This is a genomic window from Dyella sp. SG609 (assembly GCF_012275375.1).
Taxonomy (GTDB): Bacteria; Pseudomonadota; Gammaproteobacteria; order Xanthomonadales; family Rhodanobacteraceae; genus Dyella_D; species Dyella_D marensis.
Genome location: NZ_JAAZQJ010000009.1, coordinates 144,401 through 160,640, shown reverse-complemented (window position 1 = coordinate 160,640; position 16,240 = coordinate 144,401). Strand labels below are relative to the sequence as shown.

Genomic DNA, 16,240 nt, shown 5'->3' with positions numbered 1-16,240 from the left:
GCTGGCGGTGGTGTTGCGATGCGACATGTCATCGACCCTAACGGGGCTCGTCGGGGCGTGTCAACAGTTTCTTGTGTAATGATCGAAAAAAGTTTGCTCGATCACATTTGGACGTCCAGATGGCTGGATGCGATGAGAGCGCGATTATTCGTGGTGATTTCGTGGATGCGCATGGATCGAGGAAAAGCCTGGAAATCAGACCATTCCTACATATCGCATCGAAGGTCGACAAGTAAGTCGACGCATTTCAGCGCTTTGCGTCCACTGGTACGTCGAGCTGCATGCAAGACCATGCAGTGGCGTACGGAGTCATTCGAGGCCAACTTTACCGGGGCGAAAAGCGCTTGCGGCGGGGCACAAAAAGCGGTCGATCGCGTACATCGGGTGAGGCCGCCGGGGCGTGCCGACGCCCTCACCGGTCAGCAGAACCAAGGTTGCAGTTCGCCCATGCGTCCGCCTCGCGCGTTCGCCCGGACATTCAACCCAGCCGGCGCGCCTGCCGCGGCGCGGCTCCATCCAGCAGCCATGCCTTCAGCCCCTCGTCGCTGGCTTCCAGCGCTTCGGCATGCGCCGGCCGGCCGAGCATGGCGGCCAGTGCGGGCGGCAAGGGCACGGTCTGCCCGATCAGCGGTTCGATGACGCTTTCGAATTTGGCCGGATGCGCGGTGGCCACCACGGCCCAGTCGGCCCGGTCCGCGCGAAGGTCGAGCCGGTGCATGGCGGTAGCGGTGTGCGGGCAGAACACTTCGCCATGCGCGGCGTGGCTGCGCACGGTGGCGCGGATGGTCTGGTCGTCCACGCTGTGCGAGGAAAGCTGCTGGCGCAGGTCCGTGTCGTAGGGGAAGGTCCAGCGCAGCCGCTCGAAGTTGCTGGGCGCGCCCACGTCCATCGCATTGGCCAGCGTCGCGACCGCGGCGCGCGGCGCGTACGCAGCGCCGGCGAAGTAATCCGGCAGCGTCTCGTTGGCATTGCAGGCCAGCTCGATGGCGCCGACCGGCAGTCCCATCTCGCGCACCCACACCGCGGCGAGCGCATTGCCGAGATTGCCGGTGGGCACCACGAAGTTGAGCGGGCGGCCGTGCTCGTGCCACCAGCGCAGCGAAGCGTGCGCGTAGTAGGCCATCTGCGGCAGCAGGCGGCCGAGGCTGATGCTGTTGGCGGACGACAGCGGCCGCTGCGCCTGCAGCGCCTTGTCGTTGAGCGCGGCCTTGACCATGCGCTGGCAGTCGTCGAAGCGGCCGGCCACGCGCAGCGCGCGCACGTTGTCGCCGAAGCAGCCCAGCTGGTGCGCCTGGCGCGGCGAGACCAGCCCGTCGGGATAGAGGATCACCACCTCCACGCCCGGCTGCCGGTGGAACGCGGCGGCCACCGCCGCGCCGGTATCGCCGGAGGTGGCGACCAGGATCGTCAGCGGCGGCTCGCCCGCATGGCGCAGGCGGCGGAAACAGCTGGCGAGAAAGCGGGCGCCGAAATCCTTGAACGCGGCGCTGGGGCCGTGGAACAGCTCCAGCATGGCGGCGCCGGGGTGCTGCGGCAGCGGGCGCAGCGGCGCGTCGAAGGCGAAGGCCTCGGCGCAGATGGCCGGCAGTTCGGCGGCCAGCGCATGGCCGGCGAAGAACGGGCGCAGCAGGCGCGCGGCGGTGTCGGCGAGGCTGCCCTGCGCGTCGAAGTCGCCCGGCTTGAGGCTGGGCAGCGCTTCCGGCACGTACAGGCCCCCATCGGGTGCGAGGCCCGCGGCGATCGCCTCGCCGATGCCGGCGCCTTCCGCGGCGCCGCGGGTGCTGTGATAGAGCAGCGGTTCACTCATGCCTTGCGCTCCACGTCGATCAATGCGGCGGCCGGCCCGGCGACGGGCGAGACCAGGGTGTCGCTGTCCAGGCCCGCTTCGGCGAAGGCCGCGGCCATCGCGGCCGCCGCGGCCTGGGCTTCTTCGCGGCGTTCGAACCAGCCGAACACGCTGGGACCGGCGCCGGAAATGCTGGCGCCCATGGCGCGGTGATCCATCGCCGCCTGCTTCACCCGCGCAAAGCCCGGGATCAGCGGTGCGCGGCGCGGTTCCACCAGCACGTCGTTCAAGCCTTCGCGCACCAGCGCCGCATCGCCCTGCCAGCAGCCGGCCAGGGTGAGCGAGAGATTGGCGCTCTGCGCGACGAATTCGCCCAGCTGGTAGGCGCCGGCCAGCGCGGCGCGCGCCTTGCGCGTCTCCAGCACCATGTGCGGATGGACCAGGGCGCAATGCCAGGCCTCCGGCACCGGCACGCGCACCAGGCGGTCGCGCGTGGCCAGCACCAGGCCGCCGAGCAGCATGGGGCCGACGTTGTCGCCGTGGCGGCCGCCGCTGGCCACGGCCTCGCCTTCCAGCGCGAAGCCGTACAGCGCTTCCATCGGCAGCGGGCGTTCCAGCAGCGCGTTGGCGGCCACCAGCGCGGCCACGCAGGACGAGGCCGAGCCGCCCATGCCCGAACCCAGCGCGATGCCCTTGTGCAGCACCAGCTCGAAGCCGTGGCGCAGCCCCAGCGCCTTGCGCAGCGCCATCAGCGCCATGCCGGCGGTGTTCTGCGCGGCGTCCAGCGGCAGGTCGACCACCACGCCTTCGATGGCGGCGATGCGCACCACCGGTTCTTCGATGCGGCGCACCGTGGCGCGGTCGCCGGCGCCGGCGAGGCTGTGGCCGAGCACGTCGAAGCCGACGCCGACGTTGCCGACGCTGGCCGGCGCCAGGGCCTGGGCGGAAAGAGCGCGTTGGGGAGAGCGGGCCATCGGTTCCGGTGATCGGGCAAGTTGGGCGTTCATGCGCGCGCCTCCAGCGACTCGGCGATGCGCAGCAGGTCGCCGAACACGCCCGCGGCCGTCACTTCCGGCCCGGCGCCCGGTCCCTGCACCAGCAGCGGATTATCGTGGTAACGGCGCGTGGTGAATTGCACCACGTTGTCGGTCAGGCGCGTGTGCGCGAAAGGGTGGGACGCGGGCAGCACGGCCAGCTTCACGCTGGCGCGGCCGTCGCGGTCCAGGCTGGCGACGTGGCGCAGCACGCCGCCCTCGGCGCGGGCGATGGCCAGCTGCGCGGCCATGGGCGCGTCCAGTTCGTGCAGGCGCGCCATGAAGGCTTCGGGGTCCAGCGCGGCCAGTTCCGCCGGCACCAGGCTCTGCACGTTCACCTCGTCCAGCGACAGCGCCCAGCCGGCTTCGCGGGCCAGGATCACCAGCTTGCGCGCCACGTCCAGGCCGGACAGGTCGTCGCGCGGATCGGGTTCGGTATAGCCCAGCGCATGCGCCTCGCGCACCAGCGCGGAGAACGGGCGGCCGCCGTCGTGGCGGTTGCACAGCCAGGCCAGCGTGCCGGAGAACATGCCGTCGACGGCGAGCAGCTCATCGCCGGTGTCGAGCAGGTCGCGCAGCGTCTGCACCACCGGCAGGCCGGCGCAGACGGTGGCTTCGTAGCGGAAGCGCGCGCCGGCATGGCTGGCCGCGCGGATCGCCTGCCAGCGCTCCAGCGGGCCGCTGCCGGCGAGCTTGTTGGGGGTGACCACGTGCACGCCTTCGGCGAGCCAGCCGGCGTAGTGCGCGGCCACTTCATCGTTGGCGCTGCAGTCGATCAGCATGGCGTGGCGGCCGCCTTCGCCGAGCACGTGGCGCGCGAACTGGCGCAGGTCGGCGGGGCGCCAGGTCTGGGCGCGGTCGCAGCGGCGGTTGAGGTCGGGGTCGTCGCAGTCCAGCCACATGCGCTTGCTGGCGGCCACGCCGCACAGCTTCAGTTCCAGGCCGGCTTCGGAAAGGCGCGTCTGCGCCGCACGCAATTGAGTGAGCAGGGCGCTGCCGACACGACCGGGGCCGATCAGACCCACGGCCAGCATGCGGCGGCGTGGAGTGGTCGTCGGCAGCGCCCGGGCAAGCACGGGGTGTTTGGGATGTTCCAGTTGTGGGGCGAGGGCGTTCACGGAGGTCTCCTTGGGTTGGGAGCCCCGTCTCTCGCTTGGCGGTTCGGAGTGGCCCGGCCCGCCTCTTCGAGGGGCGGGGCCGTTGCGTGTGATGAAGCTACTCGCGCGCGGACACCCACCCGTGGCCGGTGGTACCGGTACCGGTGGTAATAATCGTGGCGGAGGAAGCGATGGCGCCGGCCAGCGGCATGCGCCCGGTGAGGACCGGGTTGGAAAGCATGCGGATGGAGGAAGCAATCGGCGACATGCGACCGACCATACGGGCCATGCTGCACCGCAGTCAACAGGTGCAACTGAAACTTTAGGAGCAGGCCGCAGTGACACCCGCGTAACGAGGCGCGGTGTTGAATCCCGCGGACTCAACAACAAGGAGCGATCCCCATGAACAAGCGCACCCGCGGCTTCGCCGCCAGCGGCCTGGCGTGTTGCCTGGCCTTGGCCTGCGGCACCGGCAGCGCGCAGGACCTAGGCAAGCTCGGCGGACTGCTGGGCGGAGGCGGCAGCTCGATGAGCTCCGGCAGCATGGGCAACGTCGCCGGCCTGCTGCAGTACTGCGTGAAGAACAACTACCTCGGCGGCGATTCCGGCGCCTCGGGCATCAAGGACCAGCTGATGGGCAAGCTCGGTGCCGGCGGCGGCGCCTCCACCAGCGGCGAGGCGGCCTCGGGCGGCGACGTGCTGGGCGGGCTGATGGGCAAGAAAAAGAAGAACTCCAGCCAGCCGGCGGGCGGCGATCCCAGCCGCGATCCGAGCTATCTCAGCGGCGCCAAGGGCATCCTGCAGGGCAGCAATGGCAAGAGCCTGGACCTGTCCAGCGTGGGCGGCGGTTCCAGCGACCTGAAGTCGCAGATCACCACCAAGGTGTGCGACACGGTGCTGAAGCAGGGCAAGTCGTTTTTGGGGATGTAGTGCTGCCTGGTGAAACCCTTCTCCCCGCCGGGGAGCACGCGGGGAGAGCACATGGATGTGCTCTGCATCGAGGAGCGAGGAAGGTGGCGGCAGCCGGATGAGGGGCGGGTGCTTGCCACGAGGTATCGACGAAGTGACGCCTGCTTTTGCGTTGCTGCTTCACCGCTCCGTAGGTCCCCCTCACCCCAGCCCTCTCCCCGGCGGGGAGAGGGGGCAGGTGGCGGTTTATTTGGACAGGTCGATCGCGTACACCGCCGTCCCGTCCCCGTTGTCCTTCACCTGCCGCAGGTTCTTCACCCCGGCCTCGCGCGCCTCCGCTTCCTTACCGGCCGCGCCCTTGAACACCACCGGGCCGCGCGTCTTCACCGGCGCGAAGCGCCAGGACCGCTTCGGCAAGGCCTTCGCATCCAGCGTGCGCTGGCGCTCCAGCCACTTGGCCAGGATCTCGCGCGTGCCGTCCGGCGCCGCCAGCACGATGTTCTTGCCGTCCAGGCCCGGGAAATTGCCGCCGCCGCTGGCGCGGTAGTTGTTGGTCACGATGACGAAGGGCTGCTGCGGATCCACCTTCTTGCCCTTCCAGCGCAAGTCGACGATGCGTGCGCCGGCCGGCTTGGTCACGTCGATCACATAGCTGATGTCGCCTTGCAGCTGGTCGAAGTTGTAGCCGGGCATGCGGTCGTTGAGCAGCGGCTGTTCGGCGGTGGCGGACGGGTCGATCTGGCGGAAGCGCTCGGCCGACTTCTCCAGCCACGCCTTCAGGCCCGCGCCGTCGGTTTTCACCGCGGCCAGGGTGTTCGGATAGAAATACAGGTCCGCGGCGCTGCGCAGGCTCAAGGGGCCGGCCGGCACGTCGGTGTAGTCGTCCGGGCCGCCGAAGCCGGTGCGGAAGGCGGCGGCCGAGGCCACCACCGGCACCTTGGCCAGTTCCGGATGGGTCTTGGGCAGCTCGGCCTGCACGTAGTCGCGCTCGGCGGCGTTGACCACCGAAAGCGCCGTCATATTGCCCACGTCGGCGAAATAGCTGCTCAGCCGCAGGCGCGTCTCGCCGATCGGCGTGCTCACGTGCGCCACGGCCGCCGCATGCGCCTGGGCCACCAGCGGGGCGATGGCGGGGTCGGCCGCCACGCATTCGTTCTTCTTCGGGCAGATCGGGCGCACTTCGCTGTGGGTGTGCTCCTTGTCGACCGTCCAGCGGCCGTCGCGGCGCGCCAGCGCCAGCTCGACCACGCCCAGGTCCTTGCCGAAGAAGCCGCCCATCACCGCCGGCACGCCGCGCACGAAGCCGCGCCGGGCGTCCACGTCCTGCATGTCCTGGTAGTGCGGGCCGGGGAATTCGGTGTGCGAATGGCCCAGCAGCAGCACGTCGATGCCGGGCACGGCGGCCAGGTACCAGCCGCCGTTTTCCATGTCGGAGGTATAGGTGGCCGTGTTGAGGCCGCCGTGCAGCACCGCCACGATCAGGTCCGGATGCTGGGCCTGCAGTTCCGGCAGGTATTTCTTCGCCGCTTCCACCACGCCCGTCACGGTGACCTTGCCTTCCAGGTTCTGCTTGTCCCATTCCAGGATCGGCGGCGGGGTGAAGCCGATGATGCCCACGCGCAGCGGCACGGCGCGCTTGCCGCCGCCGGGCGTGTCGACCTGGATGGTCTTCTCCACCACCGTCCACGGCTTGAAGATCGGCGCGCCGTCGCGCGCGCTGAACACATTGGCCAGCACCAGCGGGAAATGCGGGCCGGCGCAGCGGTCGCTGCGGCCGCCGTCGACGTTCATCGGCGTGCCGGTGGCCTGCGACAGGAACGGCAGGCCGTAGTTGAACTCGTGGTTGCCGGCGGTGCCGCCGTCGTAGCCGATGGCGTCCATGGCGGCGTAGATCGACAGCTCCTGCTTGCAGCCGACCGGCTTCACCTGGGCTTCGTAGTCGGCCAGCACGCTGCCCTGGATGGTGTCGCCGCTGTCGAACAGAAAGCTGTTCGGATACTGCTGGCGGGCCTGGCGGATCAAGGTGGCGGTGCGCTCGTAGCCCACCGTGGCATCCGGCTTGAGCTTGTAATAGTCGTAGCTCAGCACGTTGGAGTGGATGTCGGTGGTCTCCAGGATCGCCACCTGGGCGTGGCTGCCGTCCGGCACGCGGTCGGTGCGGGCGCCCTGGGCGGCGCAGCCGGCGAGCAGCACGGCGGTCAGGGCGGCGAGGGGGAGCTGGCGGAGCGGCATGGTGGATTCCCTACGGACCAAAGCAAGCCGCGCAAGCTAGCAGATCGGCATGGCGGGCGATGCCTCGGCCCCGCATGGGCACCGGGCAACGCCGGCTGAACCCTTGCGCGGCGCGGGCTGCCTGTTACCTCTGGTTCTGTCTGTGAAAGAAATGAGAACGTAAGATGGCGCCCTGATGACGGACCGGCCGGAACAGGGGGCCAACGCAACATGCAGAGATGGTCGTTTCGCTTCACGCGGAACAGCGTGGCGTGGCTGTGTGCCACCTTGTTCTTCGCCGGCTGCGTGCGCGCCACCGCCGGCCAGGAACCCGTGCTGCAGCAGCAGAGCTTCGTCTTTGCGCTGATGCTGTGCACCTGCGGCGTGCTGCTGTTCGCGTTCGCGCGCGTGGCCATGGCGCTGGTGGTGACCGGCGCGCTGTTCCTGGGCCTGGATTTCATTTCGGAAATAAAGCAGCAATACCTCGACGCGCCGCTGATGCCGTCGGACTTCGTCTATTACCTGCGTTCCAGCCTGGTCGAAACCCTGGCCCACTACCCGCACCTGTGGGAACTGAGCCTGGGCGTGGCGGTGCTGGTGCCGCTGGGCCTGTGGCTGGTATGGCGCGGCGACCGGCGCATGTTGAACGGCCTGTCGCGGCCCAAGGCGCTGGCCGTGCGCGTCGGCGGCGCGGCGGCCTGCGCGCTGGCGTTCTGGGTCTGCCTGCTGCCGAACGGCCCGTTCGCCCAGGTGCATGCGCGCAATGCGTGGCAGAAGCTGTCGGACGACGCCCAGCTCACCAACTTCTTCGTCAACCTGCAGGACTCCAACGTCTCGCTGCCGCCGATGACCGACGACACCCTGGCCGAGCAGGAGTGGAGCGCCACCGCGCACGGCGGCCACGGCGCGGCGGAGCCGCCGTATCCGGACATCGTGCAGGTGCTGGAGGAAAGCACCTTCGACCCGTCCAATTTCACCGTGTGCAACGTGCCGCAGTGCCGCGTGCAGATGTTCAAGCCGGACAAGTACACGCTGGCCCACGGCCCCTTGCGCGTGCACACCTTCGGCGGCGGCACCTGGGTCAGCGAATTCGCCGTGCTCACCGGCATGCCGCAGGACATCTTCGGTCCCGGCGGCATGTACGCGCCCTACGTGCTGGCGCCGCACGTGCGCGACTCGCTGCCGCAGCAGCTGCAGCGCCTGGGCTACCTCACCGTGGCGATCTACCCCACCAACGGCGCCTTCCTCAACGGCCGCAACGCGTACACGGCCTATGGCTTCGACCAGTTCTACGACGCCAAGGACCTGGGGCTGGACGAGTGGGAGGAAACCGACGCGCAGATGTTCGACGCCGCCAAGCGCGTCTACGACAAGGTGAAGAAGCCGGGCCAGCCGGTGTTCGTGATGATCCTGACCCTGGCCCAGCACGGGCCGCACGACATGGATCCGTTGTCCACCCTGCCCGCGCCGTTCAACCGTCCGCTGCTGAAAGGCCTGGCGGAGAAGCCGGCGCTGAACTTCAACACCTATCTCTCCAACCTGCACAACTCGGATGTCGCGATGGCGCAGCTGGAGAAGGCCTTTCTCAATCGCCCCGAGCCCACCGTGCTGATGCATTTCGGCGACCACCAGCCCTCGTTCAACGGCCTGATCCGCCAGATGGAGCGCAGCTGGCCGCCGGCGCTGCAGCCGTACAAGGACTATCTGTCCTACTACATGATCAAGAGCAACGTGCCGGGCCGGACGCTGCCGAACTACCCGATGCTCGACATCGCCCACCTGCCGAACATGGTGCTGCAGGCGGCGGGCGTGCCGATGGATCCGTACTTCTCCGCGGCCACGGTGCTGCGCGAGCGCTGCAAGGGCCTGTACACCGACTGCATCGACCAGGACCTGGTCAAGTCGTACCACGCGTGGACCTTCAACCACCTGCACGTGTACGAAGAGTAAGGCGTAGGTTGGGGTGAGCCGCAGGCGAACCCCAACGATGCGATGCGTTTGAACGTGCCGATGTTGGGGTTCGCCTGTGGCTCACCCCAACCTACGCCGGGCGTCAGTGACGCTCGGGCTTGGCGTAATCGAAATACGTCCAGCGTTTCCCATCCGCACTCTCGAGCTGCTTCAACTGCAGGCTGAAGTTGTAGCTCGAAGCCGGCAACGCACTGCCGTCCACACGCTGCATGCTCAGGCCGGTCGACGCCTGCGCCGGGCGCAGTTCCGTCGGCGTCACGCGATAGCTGTCCGCCGCCTTGCCCAGCGCGCCGCCGAGCGCCTCGCTCAGCACGCGGCCCTGCGCCTGGGGCAGCTTCAGGCCGAGCAGGGCGGCGATGGTCGGGGCCACGTCGACGTTGCCGCTTGGCAGCGCGTCGCGGAAGCCGCCGCGGAAGCTGGGGCCGGCGGCCAGCAAGGTGTTGTGCACGTCGATCGGGCTGAAGCTGCCGTGCTCGCCGCGTTCGCTGGGCGATTCCGGATAGACCGTGGAGTACTCGGTGCCGCGGAAACCCTGGATCACCGCATCGGCGTCCCAGGCATAGCTGACGATGATGTCCGGACCGCGCGCCGCGTTCTCCAGATGCACATTCTCCGCCGGCAGGGTGCCCGGCAGGTCGCCGTAGCGTCTGGCCACGAATACGGCCGCCACGTACTCGCGCGACTGCAGGAAACGCACCGCGCGCTTCACTACCTCGGCGTTGTGTTCGGGCTGGTAGAAATATTCGGTGCCGCCGTTGGGCGCCAGCACCAGCGCGCCCTTGGGCAGCTTGTCCGGCACCACGTAGCTGGGCGTGGTGTAGGGCATCGGCTTGCCGCACAGGCGGCCGTCGTCGTCGTAGCGGGTCGGCAGCAGCTGCGAGCCGTCGGCGCGGATGCCGGTCATCACCGGCGAGTACACGCAGCCCAGGCCGTCGAAGGACGGAATGCCGCCGCGCGTGCTCAGCTCGTGCGCCATGCGGATGCCGCCGGAGACTGAATAGCCCCATTCGTTGTCCACGCCGGCCACGCGGCCGTCGTTGATCTGGCGCAGCGGGAACAGGTCGCGCGCACCGGCGATATTGCTGTGGCCGTGGTCGGAGACCACGATGATGTCGGTGTCTTCGGCCATGCCCAGCTCGCGCAGCTTCGCTTCCAGCTGGCCCAGCAGCGCGTCCTGCGCCTGCAGCGCGAGATGGAATTCCGGCGCGCCCACGCCGTAGATGTGCTGGGTGGTGTCGGGATTGCGCATCCACACCACGCTCAGGTCCGGCTTGTGCCTGGGCAGCACCTGGTCCAGGTAGACCTTCATCATCCACGCGTTCGCCGCGGTGGGCGGGGTGTCGCCGCCGGCGGTGGCGTCGCTGGTGGCGCCGTCCTTGAGCTTGGCGGCCTTGGCGCGCTCGGTGGGGTCGGCGTTCTCTTCGCTCAGCGTCACTTCGCCTTCGGCGTAGATGTTCGGCGCGGTCTTGGGCAGCGGATAGCCCGCGGCCTGCAGCTCCTTGGCGAAGGACAGCGGCAGCGCGACGCGCTCGTCCAGCAGCAGGCCGACCTTGTCCGGGTCGCCCTGGTTGGGCAGGCGGTAGTTCTGCAGGAAGGCCGCGCCGGACTTGCCGATGGCCGCGGTCTTCAGCCCCGCCTTCTGCGCGGCGGCGAACAGCGTGGGCAGTTCCAGCAGGTCGCCCTTGCTGGCCTTGTCCAGCGCGCGCAGCACCAGGTCGTCCTCGGTGTAGACCGGGTTGCGGAAGCTGACGTCCTCACCGGTGGTGGTGCGCGCCACCGGCTCGCTCTTCAGGCCCGTCTCGCGCGACGCCCAGAAGCGGTTGCCGTAGAAGCCCAGAGGGCCCGGGAAGCTGCCGGTGGCGAAGGTGGAGGCGTTGGCCATGGTGAAGGTGGGGTAGGTCGAGTGGTTGTCCTCGAACCAGGTGCCGCGCTTGCTCAGGGCCAGCAGGTTAGGCGTGTCCTCCTCGCTCACCGCGTCGGGGCGCATGCCGTCCCATACGAACAGGATCACCCGGTGCGGAGCCGCCAGGGCGGGGCTGGCGTAGATGGCGGCGAGCAGCAGGGCGGCCGCGGATTTCAGGGCGCGGCGATGGAGCGGGGGCATGCGAGACCTCGGTCGATGGGAGGAGCGAGCCGGCCATGCTGGGCAAAGGGTGTTGCAGTTTGGTGTCGCCGCCGGGACTTGAACCCTTCTCCCGCCGGGAGCACGCGGGCAGCGAGGCAGGTGGCGGCAGCCGGATGAGGGTACGGGCGAAGCGATGCACATCACCCTTGCGCTCCGCCCGTACCCTCACCCCAACGCCTCTCCCAGAGGGAGAGGGGCTCTAAGCGGCGTAGCGCACGCCGCCGATCCAGGTTTCCCGCACGGCCAGGCCGTCGTCCAGCACGGCGAAATCCGCGCGCTGCCCGGCCACGATGCGGCCCAGCTCGCGCTCCAGCCCCAGCCAGGCGGCCGGATACGCGCTGGCCATGCGCGAGGCTTCCGCCAGCGGCAGGCCTACGGCGTTGACCAGGTGGCGTACGCCGGTGGCCATGTCCAGCGCCGAGCCGGCCAGCACGCCGTCGGCGCTCTGGCAGATGCCGTCGCGGGCCACGATAGTCTGGCCGTTGAGCACGTAGGTGGGATCGTCCGCGCCCACCGGCGGCATGGCGTCGGTGACCAGCACGCTCTTGCCGCGCGCCTTGGCCGCGATGGCCACGCGCAGGCTGGCCGGATGCACGTGGTGCAGATCCACGATCAGGCCGCACCAGCTATGCGGATCGTCCAGCGCCGCGCCGACCACGCCGGGTTCGCGGCTGCCCAGCGGCGTCATCGCGTTGTACAGATGGGTGAAGCCGCTGACGCCGGCATCGAGCGCGGCGCGCGTGGTGGCGTAGTCGGCGGCGGTATGGCCGGCCACCACGATCACGCCGGCGGCGCTGAGCTGGCGGATGGTTTCCAGCGGCACGCGTTCCGGCGCCAGGGTCATCATCACCACGCCGCGGTGCCGGCGCGCGATATCGGCGATATCGGCCGCATCGGGCAGGCGGAACAGGTTGGCGTCGTGGATGCCTTTGCGCGCCGGTGCCAGGAACGGGCCTTCCAGATGGATGCCGAGAATGCCCGGCACGCCTTCGGCGATGGCCGCGTCCACGGCTTCCAGCGCCGCGTGCATCACGTCGGCGGTGTCGGTGATCAGCGTCGGCAGCATGCCGGTGGTGCCGAACCGGCGGTGCGCGGCGGCGATGCCGCGCAATGTTTCGACGGTGGGCGCGGCGTTGAACAGCAGCCCGCCGCCGCCGTTGACCTGCACGTCGATAAAGCCGGGCAGCAACAGGCGGCCCTGCAGGTCGTGGCGTTCGGCGTAGCTAAGCGAAGCATCGCCCGCCGGCACCAGCGCCTCGATGCGGCCGCCGCGCAGCAGCACGGCGAGATCGTTGCGCGTGCCGTGTTCGCCGAGCACGCGGCCATTGACCAGGGCGGTAAGCGGTTGCGCTGCGCTCATCACACCGTCTCCGTCACCTTGCGCAGATGCGGCGGCACGTCCGGATCGAAGCCGCGCGTCAGCGCCAATTCGCTGGCCGCGCGATAGAAGCTCTGCACGGCCAGCAGCGGGGTGACGATCGAATCCATGCCGGCCGGCAGCGGCAGCGCGTCCGGGCCGCTGGCGCCGGGCTTGGCCACCAGCACGCGCGCGCCGCGCGCACGGAATTCCTCGGCCACCGCCAGAGTGCTGTCCAGCGTGTCGTCGCCCTGGGCGAAGAACAGCACCGGGAAACCCGCGCCGACGATCGCCATCGGGCCATGCTTCACTTCCGCCGCGCTGAACGCCTCGGCGTGCAGGCCGCAGGTTTCCTTGAGCTTGAGCGCCGCTTCCAGCGCCGGCCCGAAGCCATAGCCGCGGCCGACCACGAACAGGTTGCGCGCCTCGCGCAGGCCGTCGACCAGCGCGCTCCAGTCGGCGTCCCAGCCGCGCCGCAGGTCGGCCGGCAGGCGCGCCACGTCGGCGTGCAAGGTGTCGTCGTTGCCCCAGTGCGCGGTCAGCTGCAGGACCGCCGCCAGCGTGGCGAGGTAGCTCTTGGTTGCCGCCACGCTCACTTCGGGGCCGGCGCGCAGCGGAATCACCGTGTCGGCCAGCGCGGCCAGCGGCGAGTCCTCCACGTTCACCATCGCCACCACCAGGGCGCCCGCATCCTTCGCCGCCTGCGCGCTGCGCAGCAGGTCGGGGCTCTTGCCGGACTGCGAGATGGCCAGGAACAGCGCGCCGTCCAGCTTCAGGTCGGCGTCGTAGATCGAGGCGACCGACGGCGAGGCCGAGGCCGTGAGCAGGCCCAGCCGCGTCTCGAACACGTACTTGGCATACGCCGCCGCATGATCGGAGCTGCCGCGTGCGCAGGTGACGATGAACCGCGGCGGCTCGGCGCGCAGGCGTTCGCCCAGGGCCTTGAGCACGCCGGCATTGGCGGCGAGCTGGCGCTCGACCACGTCGGCGGCCTCGTGGGCCTCGCGGTACATCAGGGTGTCGCTGGCTTGCTTCATGGATGGCGTTCTCGGTGATGCGTGCAGCGGCGGCGCGTCAAGCCTTGCGGGTCGGGCGCGTGCCGCTCTTGGGGGAGGTGTTCTTGGCGGAGGCGCTCTTGGCGGGAGCATTCCTGGATGCGTGCTTCGGGGTGTTGTTCTTCGGCGGCGCGGTCGAGCCGCGCACCACCAGCTCGGGGATGAAGCATTCGTTCGGCGGCTCGGCGACGGCGTCGCCGTTCTCGCGCTGCAGGTCGGCCATCAGATGCAGCGCGGCGTGGCGGCCGATCTCGCGGGTGGACTGGCGCGCGGTGGTCAGCGCCGGCCAGGCCTGCTTGGAGAACGGGCTGTCCTCGAAGCCGGCGATGGACAGATCCCACGGCACGTCCAGCCCGCTGGAGCGCGCCGCGGCGAGCACGCCGGCGGCGATCTCGTCGTTGCTGCCGAAGATCGCGGTGGGCGGATCGTCCAGCGCCAGCAGGTTGCGCGCGCCGCGGAAGCCGTCGTCGAATGCGTAGCGGCCGGGCAGCACCAGTTTCGGGTCCTGCACCACGCCGTAGTCCTTCAGCGCGTCGGCATAGCCCTGGTAGCGCTCGGGGCTGGAACGGTGATGCGGCTCGCCCCACAGGAAGCCGATGCGCTTGTGGCCGAGCTGGATCAGATGCTCGGTGATGGCATAGGCCGCGCTGCGGTCGTCCACGTAGACGCAGGGCGAGCCGTCGTGCGGGTCGTCGCGCGAGGAAATGATGCGCACGAAGTCGATGCCCTGCGCCGACAGCGCGCTCACCAGCTCATGCTGCTCGGACATCGGCGGCGCCAGCACCAGGCCGGCCAGGCGGTTGCGTTCCACCAGGGCGCACAGTTCCTGTTCCAGGCCGGGCGAGGAGGAATCGCAAGGGTGGATCTGCAGGCCGAAGCCGCGTTCGCGGCAGGCCGACAGCACGCCTTCCTGCATGCTGATCACGTAGTGCGCGTTGGGGTTGTCGTAGACCAGCCCGATCGCATACGCATGCGTGCTGCGCAGGCCGCGCGCGGAAGGATTGGGCTGGTAGCCGAGCGCCTGGATCGTCCGCTCCACCTTTTCGCGCGTGTCGGCACGCACCGAGGCCTCGCGGTTGATCACGCGGGAGACCGTCTTCAGCGAGACGCCGGACGACTTGGCGACGTCCTTGATGGTGGGGTTGCGCAACGCGGGAGACTCCGGGGGAAACAGGACGGGCATCGTAGCCCAGCAAGTTGCAGCGAGGATGGCACGGCCGTGACAACGGCCCCGCCTGACTTACCTCACGGCACGTGCTGGCCCACGCGGTGCCCGCGCAGTCCGTAGAACAGGATGTACAGGTAGCAGGGCACCATCAGCAGCATGAAGACCAGCTGGAAGTCGTAGTGCTGCTTCAGGTGCACGAAGGCCTGCGGCACCAGCGCGCCGCCGACGATCGCCATGATCAGCAGCGCCGAGCCGGCCTCGGTCCAGCGGCCAAGGCCCTTGATCGCCAGCGGGAAGATCGCCGGCCACATCATGGCGTTGGCAAAGCCCAGCGCGGCCACGAAACCCACCGAGGTATAGCCGGTGGTGAGCCAGGCGCCGATGGTGAAGATCGCGCCGAGCACGGCCGACACGGCAAGGTAGCTCTGCTGCGAAATGATCTTGGGGATCAGCACCAGGCCGGCCAGGTAGCCGGCCAGCATGGCGATCAGCGTGTACGAGGTGAAATGCTTGGTGGCGTCCAGCGGCAGGCCCAGGCCCTGGCCGTAGGTGCCGATGGCGTCGCCCGCCATCACTTCCACGCCCACGTAGAGGAACAGGCACAGCACGCCCAGCCACAGGTGCGGGAAGCTCAGCAGGTTGCCCTTGGCGTGGCCGATTTCCGTCTCGCTGTTGGCGCCCGACGGCTTGATCTCCGGCAGCGGCGAGCGCAGCACCCACACCGCCAGCACCACCAGCAGGCCGGCCATCGCCATGTAGGGCATGTGCACCTTGGCGGCGAAGGTGTTGAGCAGCGCTTCGCGCGCTTCCGGCGTCGGCGCGGCCTTGACCTGCTGGTCGAAGGTGTCGATGCCGCTCAGCACCAGCCAGCCGAATACGAACGGCGCCAGCGCGCCGGCGATCTTGTTGCAGATGCCCATGAAGGCGATGCGCTGCGCGGCGCTGTCGATCGGACCCAGGATGCTGATGTACGGATTGGACGCCGTCTGCAGCAGGGCCAGGCCCGCGCCGATCACGAACAGGCCCGAGAGCGCGCCGCCGTACACGCGCATCGACACGAACTGGCCGAACAGCACCGCGCCGACCGCCATCACGAACAGGCCCAGCGCCATGCCCTTCTTCATGCCGGTGCGCTTGAGCACCGCGGACGAGGGCAGGGCGAGGAAGAAGTACGAGCAATAGAACACCATCGGCACCAGGAAGGCGTTCACGTCGTCCAGGGAAAACGCCAGCTTGACGAAGGTGATCAGCGGCCCGTTGAGCCAGGTGACGAAGCCGAAGATGAAGAACAGAAGGCCGATGATCAGCATCGGCACCAGGCCGGAGGCCTGGGCGTGCGTATCGCCGGTAGCTAGCGTTGTGGACGACATGTAGTGACTCCCCGAATGTGCCGATGCCGACGACAGCCCGCGGGCCGCGTCGCCTCCCGCTCGTTTTATCGGCGCTAACTAGCAACGTTGTCAATCGGCGTTCCCGGCCGGCCAGGGCGGGGCAGCCCGGGTCATCCCCCTGTCCGCCCGGCCATGG

General features: G+C 69.3%; 12 protein-coding genes. 2 read left to right on the top strand and 10 right to left on the bottom strand.

All coding sequences use genetic code 11. The features are described 5' to 3' along the window. Positions 1 to 478: 478 nt before the first annotated feature. The 4 genes from thrC to FHW85_RS16470 form a co-directional block, all read right to left on the bottom strand. Entirely contained in the window at positions 479 to 1,807 is a 1,329-nt protein-coding gene (thrC, locus tag FHW85_RS16485) for a threonine synthase (protein WP_168648972.1), read from the bottom strand. Then, positions 1,804 to 2,793 carry a homoserine kinase gene (locus FHW85_RS16480; protein ID WP_167254868.1) on the bottom strand — a complete coding sequence of 330 codons (990 nt, stop codon included), beginning with the start codon at positions 2,791 to 2,793 and terminating at the stop codon, positions 1,804 to 1,806. Before FHW85_RS16480 ends, thrC begins: the two co-directional genes overlap by 4 nt. Then, the gene (locus tag FHW85_RS16475; protein WP_167255391.1) at positions 2,790 to 3,854 is read right to left on the bottom strand and encodes a homoserine dehydrogenase; all 1,065 of its coding nucleotides are present in this window, start codon (positions 3,852 to 3,854) and stop codon (positions 2,790 to 2,792) included. The genes FHW85_RS16480 and FHW85_RS16475 overlap by 4 nt, the downstream gene beginning before the upstream one ends. A 181-nt stretch (positions 3,855 to 4,035) precedes the next feature. Then, positions 4,036 to 4,185: a hypothetical protein gene (locus FHW85_RS16470; RefSeq protein ID WP_167254870.1), complete on the bottom strand. Its 150-nt coding sequence runs from the start codon at positions 4,183 to 4,185 to the stop codon at positions 4,036 to 4,038. A gap of 134 nt (positions 4,186 to 4,319) precedes the next feature. On the opposite strand from FHW85_RS16470, the gene FHW85_RS16465 reads away from it, so the two are divergent. Next, positions 4,320 to 4,847, top strand: coding sequence for a DUF2501 domain-containing protein (locus FHW85_RS16465; protein ID WP_168648971.1), 528 nt, complete (start codon positions 4,320 to 4,322; stop codon positions 4,845 to 4,847). Between the two features lie 225 nt (positions 4,848 to 5,072). Here FHW85_RS16465 and FHW85_RS16460 read toward each other — a convergent pair whose 3' ends face one another. After that, positions 5,073 to 7,058, bottom strand: a complete 1,986-nt coding sequence (locus FHW85_RS16460; protein ID WP_168648970.1) for a bifunctional 2',3'-cyclic-nucleotide 2'-phosphodiesterase/3'-nucleotidase — start codon at positions 7,056 to 7,058, stop codon at positions 5,073 to 5,075. 246 nt (positions 7,059 to 7,304) lie between these two features. Here FHW85_RS16460 and FHW85_RS16455 point away from each other — a divergent pair, with 246 nt between their 5' ends. Then, positions 7,305 to 8,987 (top strand): sulfatase-like hydrolase/transferase, encoded by a 1,683-nt coding sequence (locus FHW85_RS16455; protein WP_343203709.1) that lies wholly within the window; start codon positions 7,305 to 7,307, stop codon positions 8,985 to 8,987. A 103-nt stretch (positions 8,988 to 9,090) separates the two neighbouring features. On the opposite strand, the gene FHW85_RS16450 is transcribed toward FHW85_RS16455, so the two are convergent. The 5 genes from FHW85_RS16450 to FHW85_RS16430 form a co-directional block, all read right to left on the bottom strand. After that, entirely contained in the window at positions 9,091 to 11,112 is a 2,022-nt protein-coding gene (locus FHW85_RS16450) for an alkaline phosphatase family protein (protein WP_168648968.1), read from the bottom strand. 220 nt (positions 11,113 to 11,332) lie between these two features. Next, entirely contained in the window at positions 11,333 to 12,493 is a 1,161-nt protein-coding gene (nagA, locus tag FHW85_RS16445; RefSeq protein ID WP_168648967.1) for an N-acetylglucosamine-6-phosphate deacetylase, read from the bottom strand. After that, positions 12,493 to 13,527, bottom strand: a complete 1,035-nt coding sequence (locus FHW85_RS16440; protein ID WP_168648966.1) for an SIS domain-containing protein — start codon at positions 13,525 to 13,527, stop codon at positions 12,493 to 12,495. The genes nagA and FHW85_RS16440 overlap by 1 nt, the downstream gene beginning before the upstream one ends. Before the next feature lie 37 nt (positions 13,528 to 13,564). Continuing rightward, a complete protein-coding gene (locus FHW85_RS16435; RefSeq protein ID WP_168648965.1) occupies positions 13,565 to 14,695 on the bottom strand; it encodes a LacI family DNA-binding transcriptional regulator in 1,131 nt (376 codons plus the stop codon). A gap of 95 nt (positions 14,696 to 14,790) precedes the next feature. Further along, on the bottom strand, positions 14,791 to 16,083 hold the full coding sequence (locus FHW85_RS16430; RefSeq protein WP_168648964.1) for a sugar MFS transporter: 1,293 nt from the start codon (positions 16,081 to 16,083) through the stop codon (positions 14,791 to 14,793). Positions 16,084 to 16,240 lie beyond the last annotated feature (157 nt).

Bases quoted from the DNA above. Each gene is read 5' to 3' on its own strand.
- FHW85_RS16450 (WP_168648968.1), bottom strand. From the start codon at position 11,112: ATGCCCCCGCTCCATCGCCGCGCCCTGAAATCCGCGGCCGCCCTGCTG.
- FHW85_RS16430 (WP_168648964.1), bottom strand. From the start codon at position 16,083: ATGTCGTCCACAACGCTAGCTACCGGCGATACGCACGCCCAGGCCTCC.
- thrC (WP_168648972.1), bottom strand. From the start codon at position 1,807: ATGAGTGAACCGCTGCTCTATCACAGCACCCGCGGCGCCGCGGAAGGC.
- FHW85_RS16460 (WP_168648970.1), bottom strand. From the start codon at position 7,058: ATGCCGCTCCGCCAGCTCCCCCTCGCCGCCCTGACCGCCGTGCTGCTC.
- FHW85_RS16475 (WP_167255391.1), bottom strand. From the start codon at position 3,854: ATGCTGGCCGTGGGTCTGATCGGCCCCGGTCGTGTCGGCAGCGCCCTG.
- FHW85_RS16470 (WP_167254870.1), bottom strand. From the start codon at position 4,185: ATGTCGCCGATTGCTTCCTCCATCCGCATGCTTTCCAACCCGGTCCTC.
- nagA (WP_168648967.1), bottom strand. From the start codon at position 12,493: ATGAGCGCAGCGCAACCGCTTACCGCCCTGGTCAATGGCCGCGTGCTC.
- FHW85_RS16440 (WP_168648966.1), bottom strand. From the start codon at position 13,527: ATGAAGCAAGCCAGCGACACCCTGATGTACCGCGAGGCCCACGAGGCC.
- FHW85_RS16465 (WP_168648971.1), top strand. From the start codon at position 4,320: ATGAACAAGCGCACCCGCGGCTTCGCCGCCAGCGGCCTGGCGTGTTGC.
- FHW85_RS16480 (WP_167254868.1), bottom strand. From the start codon at position 2,793: ATGAACGCCCAACTTGCCCGATCACCGGAACCGATGGCCCGCTCTCCC.